The organism is Yeguia hominis, assembly GCF_014384705.1.
GTDB lineage: Bacteria > Bacillota > Clostridia > Oscillospirales > Acutalibacteraceae > Yeguia > Yeguia hominis.
Genome location: NZ_JACRSN010000024.1, coordinates 1 through 13,058, shown reverse-complemented (window position 1 = coordinate 13,058; position 13,058 = coordinate 1). Strand labels below are relative to the sequence as shown.

The 13,058-nt window shown below is 47.4% G+C and carries 12 protein-coding genes and 1 pseudogene; all 13 read left to right on the top strand.

The window, feature by feature from the left end; translation table 11 throughout:
• Positions 1-764: 764 nt before the first annotated feature.
• Positions 765-2,141 (top strand): ATP-binding protein, encoded by a 1,377-nt coding sequence (locus IAG03_RS12665; RefSeq protein ID WP_346726148.1) that lies wholly within the window; start codon positions 765-767, stop codon positions 2,139-2,141.
• Positions 2,142-2,438: 297 nt separating this feature from the next.
• Positions 2,439-3,803: an ATP-binding protein gene (locus IAG03_RS12660; RefSeq protein WP_249320415.1), complete on the top strand. Its 1,365-nt coding sequence runs from the start codon at positions 2,439-2,441 to the stop codon at positions 3,801-3,803.
• 42 nt (positions 3,804-3,845) lie between these two features.
• Positions 3,846-4,754 carry a LysR family transcriptional regulator gene (locus IAG03_RS12655; protein WP_249320413.1) on the top strand — a complete coding sequence of 303 codons (909 nt, stop codon included), beginning with the start codon at positions 3,846-3,848 and terminating at the stop codon, positions 4,752-4,754.
• 295 nt (positions 4,755-5,049) lie between these two features.
• Positions 5,050-6,390 carry an MATE family efflux transporter gene (locus IAG03_RS12650; protein ID WP_249320410.1) on the top strand — a complete coding sequence of 447 codons (1,341 nt, stop codon included), beginning with the start codon at positions 5,050-5,052 and terminating at the stop codon, positions 6,388-6,390.
• Positions 6,391-6,412: 22 nt separating this feature from the next.
• Positions 6,413-7,765 (top strand): MATE family efflux transporter, encoded by a 1,353-nt coding sequence (locus tag IAG03_RS12645; protein ID WP_249320408.1) that lies wholly within the window; start codon positions 6,413-6,415, stop codon positions 7,763-7,765.
• On the top strand, positions 7,762-7,950 hold the full coding sequence (locus tag IAG03_RS12640) for a hypothetical protein (RefSeq protein ID WP_346726147.1): 189 nt from the start codon (positions 7,762-7,764) through the stop codon (positions 7,948-7,950). The genes IAG03_RS12645 and IAG03_RS12640 overlap by 4 nt, the downstream gene beginning before the upstream one ends.
• Before the next feature lie 89 nt (positions 7,951-8,039).
• On the top strand, positions 8,040-8,624 hold the full coding sequence (locus tag IAG03_RS12635; protein ID WP_249320405.1) for a LysE family transporter: 585 nt from the start codon (positions 8,040-8,042) through the stop codon (positions 8,622-8,624).
• A gap of 150 nt (positions 8,625-8,774) precedes the next feature.
• A complete protein-coding gene (locus tag IAG03_RS12630) occupies positions 8,775-8,945 on the top strand; it encodes a hypothetical protein (protein WP_249320402.1) in 171 nt (56 codons plus the stop codon).
• Positions 8,946-8,956: 11 nt separating this feature from the next.
• Positions 8,957-9,520 (top strand): hypothetical protein, encoded by a 564-nt coding sequence (locus IAG03_RS12625; protein ID WP_249320399.1) that lies wholly within the window; start codon positions 8,957-8,959, stop codon positions 9,518-9,520.
• Positions 9,521-9,722: 202 nt separating this feature from the next.
• On the top strand, positions 9,723-10,946 hold the full coding sequence (locus tag IAG03_RS12620) for an ATP-binding protein (protein WP_249320396.1): 1,224 nt from the start codon (positions 9,723-9,725) through the stop codon (positions 10,944-10,946).
• 110 nt (positions 10,947-11,056) lie between these two features.
• A pseudogene (locus IAG03_RS12615) lies at positions 11,057-11,362 on the top strand (DUF3848 domain-containing protein); the annotation flags it as partial.
• 39 nt (positions 11,363-11,401) lie between these two features.
• Positions 11,402-12,346, top strand: a complete 945-nt coding sequence (locus IAG03_RS12610; RefSeq protein WP_249320394.1) for a DUF3991 domain-containing protein — start codon at positions 11,402-11,404, stop codon at positions 12,344-12,346.
• On the top strand, positions 12,343-13,058 hold a 716-nt coding region (locus IAG03_RS12605; RefSeq protein ID WP_249320392.1), incomplete at its 3' end, for a YodL domain-containing protein. The genes IAG03_RS12610 and IAG03_RS12605, both read left to right, overlap by 4 nt.

The following is a 13,058-nucleotide window of genomic DNA, read 5'->3' as shown; positions in this document are numbered from 1 at the left end:
AAAACGGCCTTTCTCGCCGGCCACCTATTGAGTGTAAAAATTCAATCACTGCGCCAAAGAATATGCTTCCGACAAACGCTGCAACGCTGCTGGTCAACGGGCAGGATGTGGAATATCAAGAGCTAACCTTGCCGAACACGAAGCAAACTGGCTGGCACACTTGCGTTCTTGCCGAAAACCATGTACGCCGATGTACATTTGAGAGAAAAGCCCCGTCATATGGGCATTTTTTCGCCCATAAGGCAGGCATAGGTGCTGGCGCTCTTGCCAAAGCGACCATGAATCTCCTCCATAGCGTCCTGGACTTTCTCCATTGCCATGCGGGGCTGAACATTGCTCCGGTGCAGTCTCTGTGATGGCATCAATTTTCCATAATAAAGAAGCTATCTCAAATAAGCCATCATAACTATCAAATAATTTTTAATCACATATTTCCGTCAAAAAATCGGCTATTTCCGTAATCGCCGAAATTCTGCAACCCAAAAGCCCGTGCTCCGCAGGGTACAAAGCCTTGAATCATCGTGTCCACTTTTGAAAAAGGATTTCGGCAAAAATCATTGTCCGTGTCCACTTTTGAAAAAATAACTTCCGTAAAAATGTTCCTCATGTCTACTTTTGAAAAAGCAAATCAAAAATAAATATTTTTCGTGTCTACTTTTCTTGACTACTACAAAATGTGTTCAGAGTAACTTGAATTCGCCCATGAAATGTGCAGAACAGATTAACAATCGCTCATGTTTTGTGTATAATGAAGCAGAAAGCTCATGCTGGAGAGTGATTCAATTCAGATGTATTTGAAAAGAAAAGTTGATGCTTTCTTAGAGGAATGGAAAGCAGATAAAAACAGAAAGCCCCTTATTGTCAAGGGGAGCCGTCAAATAGGCAAAACGGAATCGATCCTGCATTTTGCTGCCGATCATTACGAAAATGTGATCGAGATCAATTTTGTCCGTGATGAGAAATACAAGGGAATCATCGCGGACGGATATGAAGCTGCTGACATTATCAAGAACATTTCACTCATTGACCCGACAAAGAAGTTTGTGCCCGAAAAGACGCTCATCTTCTTCGACGAGATTACGGAGTTTCCGGAAATTGCAACATCGCTCAAGTTCTTCTGCATAGATGGGCGGTTTGATGTGATTTGCAGTGGGTCGATGCCGGGAGTCAATTACAAGAAGATCGAAAGCAACAGCGTAGGGTATAAAAAAGACTATGAGATGTTTTCGATGGATTTCGAGGAATTCTTGTGGGCAAAGGGTTATGGAGATGACACGGTAAAGAATCTGCTTTCCCACATGAAGGAATTCAAACCTTTTAGCGAGTTGGAGATGAATGTCTTCCATTCGCTGTTTCTGGATTACAATATCCTTGGCGGAATGCCTGCTGTCGTCGCGGAGTATATCGAGCGAAACACCTTTGAGGGATCGCTTGATACGCAGAAGCAGCTCATAGCGGACTATAAAGAAGATATTCGCAAGTATGCCACTGGAATCGATCAAACAAGAATTATCAATGTGTTCAACCGGGTTGCGCCGCAGCTTGCAAGGGAAAACAAAAAATTCCAGATTTCCAAGGTGGCATCCGGCGCAAGATTCCGGGATTATCGAGGATGCGCGGAGTGGCTTTCGGATGCAGGTATGGTCAACATCTGTTACTGCATGGAGTTTCCGAAACTGCCATTGGGAGGTAATTACGAGCCCGACACATTCAAGCTGTATTTTGCGGATACGGGTCTTCTGGCATCCATGCTGGATGATGAATCGCAGGAGGATTTAAGAGCCAATAAGAACCTAGGTGTTTATAAGGGAGCCCTCTATGAGAACATGGTAGGAGAAGCTCTCATCAAGCAAGGATATAAGCTGTTCTATTACAAAAAAGAGGATTCCACACTGGAAGCCGATTTCTTCATCCGTTCAACCGCATCCTTGATTCCTGTTGAAGTAAAGGCGAAAAGTGGGCGGGCAAAATCAATGAAAACATTGATTACCTCTGATCACTACCCGGATATCAGATATGGGATTAAGTTCTCAAAGAACAATATCGGGCATGAGGACAGGATATACACCTTCCCGTACTTCTGCACATTTCTGCTGAAAAGATTTATGGTTGGTTTTCACGCTGAAGAAGAAGCAGAATAACAAAGACAGCATGGGAAACATACAGCAAAAAATCTGGCAAAAGTTCCCTACACAACTGAAAGCTGTTGTTGATTTATTGAGCCACAGTATTAAGTGTGACAATTCCGGTTTTCCTACTTACGGCAGTCTATCAGTAGGCTGCCGTATTTGGGGGCGCATTTTCTCAGTTCGTCGTAAAAAATGTGTACGCACATCAAAAGTTCACTGTAAAAAGTGTTTCTAAGCCACGAAAGTTCGTTGCATTTTTTGCGATTCGGTGGTATACTATATTTGCAGTATGAGATAAGGGGTGCAAGTATGTACCGAATCGCAATGGAAAAGCTACTGAAATGGAAAGAAAGCAAACGACGGAAGCCGTTGATTATTGAAGGAGCACGGCAGGTCGGGAAAACTTGGCTGATGAAGGAATTCGGAAAGCTCTATTATACCGATACCGTATATATCAACTTCGATTCCAATTCCAGAATGGCCGAGCTGTTTGCCTCTGATCTGGACACAGAGCGTTTGATCATGGGGTTGGAATTGTATTCCGGTCGGAAAATCGATCCCGACCATACACTCCTGATCTTTGATGAGGTGCAGGAAGTGCCAAGAGCGCTCAGCTCTCTCAAGTACTTTTACGAAAATGCGCCGGAGTACCACATTGTATGCGCAGGCTCTCTGCTGGGCATTGCCCTGCATGAAGGCACTTCCTTCCCGGTGGGCAAAGTGGATTTTTTGAAGCTATACCCGCTCTCTTTCAAGGAGTTTTTGATGGCTACCGGAAAGGAGCGTTTTGCAGAGCTGCTCAGCAAGCAGGATTATCCAATGATCACGAGCTTTAAGCAGACCTACATTGATGCGCTCAAGCAGTATTATTTTGTAGGCGGTATGCCGGAAGCCGTGCAGAGCTTTGCGGAGAATAAGGATTTCAATGAAGTCCGTGAGATACAGAAAAGGATACTTGCCGCTTATGAGCAGGACTTTTCCAAACACGCACCGAATGAGATCGTTCCTAAGATCCGCATGCTTTGGAACAGCATCCCCTCGCAGTTGGCAAGAGAAAACAAAAAGTTCGTCTATGGCCTCGTCCGAGAAGGCGCACGAGCCAAGGATTATGAAACGGCCATCCTATGGCTTTCCGATTGCAGACTGGTTCACAAGATCAGCCGTGTCAATGCTGCCGGAATTTCTCTGAAGGCCTATGAGGACTTGAAGGCATTCAAGCTGTTCCTTGTGGATGTGGGACTGCTTGGGTGTATGGCAGGCCTTCGCCAGCGCACCCTGCTGGACGGAAACGACCTCTTTATTGAATTCAAAGGCGCCCTTACGGAGCAGTATGTTTGCCAGCAGCTGAAAACCATTGAGGACCTGGGCGTTTACTACTACACCAATGACAGAGGGTCCTGCGAAATTGACTTCATCGCGGATACAGGCGAACAAGTGATTCCCGTAGAGGTGAAGGCTGAAACCAACCTCCGGGCAAAAAGCCTGAAAACCTATCAGGAGAAGTTCACACCCGAGATCGCCGTCCGCACGTCGATGGCAGATTTCAAAAAAGAAGACCGGCTTGTGAATTTGCCGCTGTATGCAGTAGAGCAGATTGCCGAGCTAACTCGTAATCCATTGCACTGCCGCTGCGATGCGCAAGCCGGGAAATGTACCGAGTGTGTGATAGAATGAGGCTGACAAATCGGAATTTTTAAGAATATAAAGGGTAAAGAAATGACGGTTCAACAATTAAAATATATTTTGAAGGTAGCAGAAGTTGGCTCTATTACCGAAGCGGCAAAACTGCTTTTTATATCACAGCCAAGTCTGTCCAATTCCATCAAAGAAACGGAAAAAGAGGCTGGTATCACCATTTTTCTCCGCAGTAGAACCGGAATTACTCTGACAAAAGATGGTGCTGAATTTCTCGGTTATGCTCGCCAGGTGATACAGCAGATGGAACTGCTGGAGGATCGGTATGTTACAAATCTTCCGGGGAAAGTGACATTTGGAGTATCTTCTCAGCACTATACTTTTACGGAAAACGCTTTTGTGGAGTTAGTTAAGCGTTTTGGACAAGAACGATACGCTTTTTATTATAATGAAACCGGAACACATCAGATATTGGATGATGTGAAAAATCGTGTCTGTGATTTAGGTATCCTTTATTTATCGCATGAAAACGAAGTCGTCATGCGGAAAGTGATAGAGGGAAACCATCTGGTGTTTACCGAGCTATTTTCAGCAAAGCCTCATGTTTTTTTGCAAAAAGATCACCCATTGGCATCGAAAAAAGTAGTTTCCGTTAATGACCTTGCACCTTATCCACGGCTAAACTTTGTACAGGGAGAGTATGAATCCGTCTATTTTTCAGAGGAACTATTCAGCTTCATTCCAGTGGATAAGGAAATCCGGGTCAATGACAGAGGGGCTATTGTCAACTTCATGCTCGGACTGAATGCCTATACTATTTCAAGTGGCATTTTCCCGAAATATTTGAACGGAGAAAATATCATCTCCGTTCCGCTTGCAGAAAATGAAACAATGCATATTGGATATGTGCTGAATGAAAATCAGGAATTGAGTGAACTTGGAAAAAGCTATCTGGAAGAATTACGGAAATATGCTCCAGCCAATCCATAGTCATAGGCTATGGATAATCATATAAAATAGGTGTTATGTATGTACCGCTATTTGCTGATATAATAACAGCAGAAAGTGCCGCCACAATTCCGTAATGATTGATGCTTGACAGTCTCCTGAAAGAATGCTATGATAATGTGCGTAAAATTTGAGTGGACTTTTCCGGATTCGGTCATCTTTTTGCCACACAGCTATCTTGTGATAGCCGTGTGGCTTTTTTGTTGTCTGCATCCTGGAAAATCTGGCAGAACGGAGGATGGAAGCTACCGGACACTTTGTGGAGAGGAGGGAAAGTATGCAGACCAATAATAAAATGGCGGTCGCTCCTGTTGGAAAACTCATCTGGCAAATGTCGATACCGCCGCTGATTTCCATGTTTCTGCAATATTCCTATAATCTGATAGACAGCGCGTTTGTAGCGCGACTGAGTGAAAATGCTTTGACGGCGGTTTCCCTGTCGTTTCCCATTACAACACTGATGAATGCAGCGTCTATCTGGATCGGTGTCGGCGTGAATGTGCTGATAGCAGGGTATCTTGGACAGAAAAAGCAGGATGAGGCAAATGCAACTGTCACACATGGATTGTTACTGGCCTTTGGAATAGGTGCTTTGCTCAACCTTATGTCATTACTGATTATGAAACCCTATTTTCGGGCATTCACCAATAATGAAGAAATTTATCAGCTGAGCATCGCCTATATGAGTGTGTGCTCCTTCATGCAAATTCCCAATATGGTGCATATCGCCATCCAGAAGATGATACAGGCCACCGGGAACATGGTCGCTCCCATGTGGTTCCAAATCGCGGGCGTGGTCGTCAACTTCGTGTTCGACCCCATTCTGATTTTTGGGATTGGTATTTTCCCAGCTATGGGAATCCGCGGCGCTGCGGTAGCTACCGTTGCAGGCTATCTGCTGTCCATGATTTTGGCATTTGCTTTACTGCTGGGCAAAAAGCAGAAAGTGCAGGTAAAAATCAAAGGCTTTCATTTGCAAAAGCAGATGATCCGCCGTATTTTTGCCTTTGGCCTGCCATCTTTTATTATGAACGCCCTCAGTTCGTTTATGGTGACGTTCGTCAATCTGTTCCTGGTGGCGTATTCCGATACGGCGATTGCTTTCTTCGGCGCATACTTTAAGGTGCAGCAGCTGATTGTTATGACGGTAAACGGCTTGATCCAGGGCTGTTTGCCTGTCATGCGGTTTAACTACGGCGCAGGCAACAGCGAAAGGCTGCATTCCGCTTTCCGATACGGAACCGCTTTGGTTACTGGTATGATGATACTGGGGACATTGGCCGTCATCCTTTTTCCAGCACAGATTTTGGGATTGTTTACGGCGTCGGAAACCATGCGCTCCTTTGGAATCTCCGCCATGCGGATCATGGCGGCAAGCTATCTGTTTTGCGGCCTTTCTACGATGATTTCCACCTATTTTCAGGCCACAGAAAAAGTAGGTTCCAGCATGGCAATTCAATTATGCAGGCAGATGCTTTTCCTTGTTCCCGCCTTATGGTGTCTGGACAAATTGTTCCGTCTGAACGGAATCTGGCTTGCATTTCCGGTTGCCGAAACTGCCACTTTGCTCGTTGCTCTTGTGATGATGGCATGGCATCGCCGCAAAAATATCTCATAACGTGTTCCAGGGAGAAAAAATGATGAACGACACTTTCATGAAAGAGAAACCGGTATTACCGCTGATTTTATCCATGTCATTGCCTATGGTGTTATCCATGCTGGTCAATTCCCTCTACAACATTGTGGACAGTTTTTTCGTCGCGCAGATCAGCGAGGAGGCTATGACGGCATTATCGTTGGTTTACCCGGTTCAAAATTTTATCAATGCTGCCGGAATTGGATTTGGCGTTGGGATCAATGCAGTGATCGCCTTCTATCTGGGCGCGGGGGATCACAGAAAAGCGGATCAGGCAGCCACGCAGGGACTTGTGCTTGCCGTGATTCATGGCGTTGTTATGACAGTCTGCTGTATTACGATCATGCCGGTTTTCCTTCGGATGTTCACTTCATCCGAAGCGGTCATTGAACTTGGCGTCCGCTATTCTGTCGTTGCGTTCGCCTTTACACTCATTGTTACCGTCAGCATGGTGTTTGAGAAACTGTTCCAGGCAGTAGGAAACATGAAAACGGCCATGATCAGCCTGATGTGCGGGTGCATCACAAACATTGTCTTGGACCCCGTTCTGATTTTTGGCTATGGCCCATTCCCGGAAATGGGGATTGAAGGCGCTGCACTGGCAACCGGCATCGGGCAGGCTCTGACGCTTGCGATTTACCTTGTAGTCTATCTTGTGCGGCCAATTCGCGTGCATATCCGCAGGCAGTACATTCTGCCCAGCAAAAAGATGGTCATAAAGCTATACTCCATCGGCATTCCCGCAACCCTGAATCTTGCGCTTCCGTCTCTTTTGATTTCGGCGCTCAATGCGATTTTGGCGGCCTATTCCGAAGTGTATATTCTGGTTTTAGGAATCTATTACAAATTGCAGACCTTTATCTATCTGCCAGCGAATGGCATTGTGCAGGGGATGCGCCCCCTGATCGGCTATAACTACGGCGCGGGGGAGCACAAACGGGTCAGCCAGATCTTTAAGATCGTTTTGTGCATGAGTGGCATCATTATGGTGTTTGGGACAGTAATATGTCTGCTGATCCCCGGACAGTTGATGGGGCTGTTTACCCACACAGAAGCGACGATTCAGGCCGGGGAAACCGCCTTACGCATCATCGGGGCCGGGTTTATCGTCTCGGCGGTTTCTGTTACCTCTTCCGGCGCATTGGAGGGACTTGGGAAAGGAACTCCCTCCTTACTGATTTCCCTTTGCCGGTATGTAGTGGTCATCATCCCGGCTGCGTTTTTACTCAGCAGGTTTTTCGGAGCGGTTGGCGTCTGGAATGCGTTTTGGGTCACGGAAGTGATCGCCGCGGTCATTTCCCTTATCATTTACCGCAAGGCGATTGCAAAACCTGTGACGGCGGTCCGAAAGGATTGAATGCCTATACTATTTCAAGTGGCATTTTCCCGAAATATTTGAACGGAGAAAATATCATCTCCGTTCCGCTTGCAGAAAATGAAACAATGCATATTGGATATGTGCTGAATGAAAATCAGGAATTGAGTGAACTTGGAAAAAGCTATCTGGAAGAATTACGGAAATATGCTCCAGTCAATCCATAGTCATAGGCTATGGATAATCATATAAAATAGGTGTTATGTATGTACCGCTGTTTGCTGATATAATAACAGCAGAAAGGTGGTTAATGATTATGCCTATGGCGGTACTGAGCAATTTTCTGATTTATTGTGTTGTAAATGCCTTTACACCGGGACCGGGAAATATTCTGGCATTAAATACCGTAACAAACTATGGATATAAAAAAGGAAAGCCGCTGTTCTTTGGAATTTTTGCAGGCTACTATGTCGTACAAATCTTATGTGCAATTTTTGTATATGGGGTTAATTCTTTGCTTCCAAATGTAATGAAAGTGATGAAGTACATCGGAGCAACCTATATCCTGTGGCTTGCGATACATATTGTTTTCAGCAAGCCGTCAACAGAAAACGCAGAGCAATCGGCATCGTTTCTAAAAGGCTTCATGCTGCAATTTGTCAATGTGAAGATCTATATGTTCGGAGTTACCGCATTAACGGGTTATGTTGTAGGATATATGTCCTCTTTTCCGGTTTTGCTGTTTTTTGAGCTGGTTATTGCAACGATCGGAACGATCGCAACCTGTACTTGGATTGGTTTAGGCGTACTGATTCAGAAGTTTTATCTGCGGCATTTCCGTGTGATTAACATTATCCTTGCACTAACATTACTGGAGTGTATTTGGGGAATGTTAAGATAATTGTTGCTTTGAGAGCAATTCTAATTAACAAATTCCAGTTTGTCGATCTACGGCAGCCTTTCAATAGGCTGCCGTATTCGCTTTTCGAAAGATTTTCATTTGTACATTTGCTAGGATGCGCATCTGCGGATACAATGGAGGCAGAAAGGAATGGAGGTGCTGCAAATGTTCCGCCGCAAAGCAGAGAAACGAATGGTTGAGCTGTCCCCTAACGAGGCACGGCTGATGCGGGAAGCGCTTCTTGCTTTTCGCAACAAGCTTCTTTCTGCCGGAAAGCCGACAGAGGATGTGAACGAGCTGATTATCAAGGTGATGAAATGAGGTGAGCGATTATGAAGAAAATCCCGACGCTCTTTGAGCGGGTATTTGACAACCATCATAAAGTCGACATTAACAACAAGGTTCATCCCGGCATGGAATGGGTTCTGTGCGGAGAAGGCACAGCAACCGAAAAAATTGACGGCAGCTGCTGCGCAGTGATAGGCGGAGTTTTTTACAAAAGATACGATGCAAAGCGCGGCAAGATTCCGCCGGCGAATGCGATTCCCTGCTGCGACCCGGACCCCATAACCGGCCACTGGCCGCACTGGGTTCCCGTGGACGAGAGCGACAAGAGCAATATCTGGTTCATGGAAGCCCATCGCAATGCCGGCTGTCCTACGGAGGAAGGCACTTACGAAGCAATCGGCCCGCATTTCCGAGCAAACCCATATGGACTTGAAAAAGATGTGATTGAGAAACACGGTATTCGCATTTTGCCGGATGTGCCGAGAAATTTCGAGGGAATTCGTGATTACCTTGAGAAGCACAACATCGAGGGCATCGTATTTTGGAAGGATGGACAGCCGCAGTGCAAGATTAAGCGCAGTGATTTCGGGTTTCCGTGGGGGGAATGACAGGTACCATCTGTTCAGTCGCCTGATTTGAAATCAGGGGCTATTGCGTGAATGGTGAAAGCCTGTTGCAGACACGCATAATTGCTGCTCATATAGGCTAAAATACAATTGCATCGTATTTTAGCCTAAAAACTATTGATTTTTCCTCTCTCTTAGGCTATAATAAAGGTGCATCGTATTTTAGCCTAAAGGAGGCGGAGCAATGTATATTGAGAGACAGCTTGAAAAGAAGTTTATTGCAATCAATGAGGAGTATGCTTGTGTGCTGCTGACCGGCCCGCGTCAGGTCGGAAAATCCACCATGCTGCGGCATCTGATGGAGGGGACGGCACGAGCCGAGGTTTCGCTGGACGATTTGGAGGAGCGCAGACTTGCCAAAACCGATCCTGCAATGTTCTTGAAGCTGCACCCCGCGCCGGTTCTCATCGATGAGGTTCAGTATGCACCGGAGCTGTTTTCGTATATCAAGATCGCTGTGGATAATGGCGCTGCACCCGGCTCCTATTGGCTGACCGGCTCTCAGGCGTATCGCCTGATGGAGCTGGCACAGGAGTCGCTGGCCGGAAGAACCGCCATTCTTCATATGTCGGCACTGTCACAATCGGAGCTTTGCGGTGCAATGGAGGTTTCACCCTTTTCGTTGGAGCTTGACGAATTGCAGAAGCGCAAGGCTTTGCTTTCCCCTGCCACACCGAACGAGGTCTATCAGAGGATTTGGGACGGCGCACTCCCCGGCCACAGGAGCGGTAAGTATAAAGACCGGGATGTGTTTTACAGCAGCTATATTCAGACCTATATCGACCGGGATGTGACCACCGACATTCCCGGTGTGGATAAGGTGATGTTTGCCGACTTCATTCGTGCGGCCGCCTGCAGGAGCGGCCAGATGCTGAACCTGCACGACATTGCCGGGGATGTGGGCGTCAGTGACGATACCGCAAAGCGCTGGATGAAGGAGCTTGAAAAATCGGGAATCGTGTTCTTCCTGCACCCCTACTCCAACAACCTTTTGAAGCGGACGATCAAAACGCCGAAGATGTATTTCTTCGATACAGGGCTGGTCTCCTATCTGACCCGGTACTCAAGCCCCGAAATTTTGATGAATGGCGCAATCAACGGAGCAATCTTAGAAAACTATGTTGTGTCGGAAATCATAAAAACCTACAGCAACAGCGCTAAGGACTGTCTGCTGCATTATTACCGGGACAAGAACAGCAACGAGATCGACTTGATTATGGAGAGCGACGGTCAGCTGCACCCCATCGAGATCAAAAAAAGCATCAACCCGCCCACACAAATTACGGGCGCGTTCAAGCTGCTGGACAAAGCCTCCGTACCGAGAGGAACAGGCGCGATCATCTGCCTTCGGGAGACATTGAGCGCAATCGACAGCAGCACATACATTGTCCCCGTGTGGATGATCTGATTTCGTTCCAAAAAATATTCTATACACAGCCGCTTGGTTTCAGCGAGAAATCAAGCGGCTTTTTCTATAGAGCGTGTTATCTCAAAAACATAAATGAAGGAGGAAACAAAATGACAAACGAAGAACTGAACACCGCTTTGTATAAGAAGGTGTTCGCAGAACAGGAGAAGTATCGGGAGTGGCTGCTTTCCCAGCCGCCCGACGAAATCCTGAACCACTGCTACGAGTACACGGTACGGGAGGACATTGTGCTGACGCTGGAGGAATACGACCTATCCGATAAGCAGTGCAAGGCGCTCCTGAAGTCGCCCAGTCCCCTTGCGGATGTGTTCAAGGACTTCGAAAAGCGGGAGACCGACCACATGGACAACATCCGTGACACCATCGAGTGCCGAGCCAATGCGGTCATCCGGGCCGATTTTCTGAGAGACCGGCGTGAAGCGAGGTGATGCGCTATGCGCTATATTGCTGCGGAGGATGTTGCCAAGGCCAAGGAAATGGACCTTTTGACTTACCTCCGCAATTATGAACCGCAGGAGCTTGTCCATGTGTCCGGAAACACCTACTGCACCAGAAAGCACGACTCCTTGCGAATCAGCAACGGCAAGTGGTGCTGGTTCTCCCAGGGAATCGGCGGCAGATCGGCGCTGGACTATCTCATCAAGGTAAAGGGCATTCCTTTCACGCAGGCAGCAGAAATCATTCTCGGACGGGAGACGGAAAAGCCTCCCGTTTTCTATCGTCAGAAGGAACGAAAACACACGGAACTGCTGATGCCGGAGCTGTCCGAAACAACAGACCGCGTAGAGAAATATCTGTATGGTCGAGGGATTCACCCGGTTATTATCCGCTATTGCCTGGATAACAGGATGCTCTTTGAGTCAGCAGATTTCCACAGTGCGGTGTTCATGGGATACGACAAGGACGGCAAGGCAAGATATGGCGCTCTGCGCAGCACCGTCAGCAGCTATAAGGGCGAGCTGACCGGCAGTGACAAGCACTTCTCTTTTTTCTTGGAGGGAAAGCCGAATGCGGAGCACATTCATGTGTTTGAATCCGCCATTAACCTGCTGAGCTTTGCAACCTTGATGCTGCTTGCCGGGCGCGACTGGAAAAGTGAAACCTATTTGTCTTTAGCCGGTGTGTTCCAGACCAAACGAGAGAATGTTGTGCCGGTGGCCTTGAGCAGATTTCTTGACGAGCACCCATCCGTCCGCAAAATCCATCTTCATTTGGACAACGACGCCGTCGGACGAGGTGCTGTGAAAGGAATTGTTGGCGGACTGCAAGGAAGGTATCAGGTCTATGACGAGCCGCCCTCCCGTGGAAAAGATGTAAATGACGAGCTGAAAATCCGTGTGGGACTTATGAGAGAAAGAAAGGAGCGGGAACGCACATGAACATTGCAATTTATCAGATCAACCAGGACCGGGACGAGAACAATGTGGCCTTCTTGAACTATGAAAATCTGGAGCGCTTTCAGGGCTCTGCTGAGCTTCGCAGCGAGACCTACGACAAGGTGTTCGAGGGCGAGGTGGAATGCGGCACCCTGGAAGAAGTGTACCAGATGTTCAACCTTGACCATCCGGACGGATACCGGGGCAGGTCCCTTTCCGTTTCGGATGTGGTTGAGGTCGTAGGTGAGGAAAAATCCACCTTCCATTTTTGCGACAGTATCGGCTTTCGGGAAGTGGATTTTGACCCGGATATGACCGAGCCCCTGAAAGAGAAGAAAATCAAAGTGGTGCTCTGTGAACCGGGCAAGGTCGCCAGAGTTGCAGAGATCGGCACGGAGCTTTCCGATTTGCAGAGGGTGGTCGGCGGGCTGATCGAGCCCTATTATCCCTTTGAAGAGCAGGTCTGCATCGTCTGCAACGACGAGGGCAAGTACAACGGCATGCGGCCCTGCCGAGCCATCTACGGAGAAGGCAGGGAGATGATGGACATTATCTTCGGCCCCTTTTCCATCTGCGATTGCAGCACGCCGTACTTTGGCTCCCTCAACAAGGAGCAGCTGGAACGCTACACGAAGCAGTTCCAGAATCCGGAGCGCTTCTTTCGGGTCGGCGGGGAAATCAAGGCCGTCCCCTATAAGCCCGAAAAGGACCACGA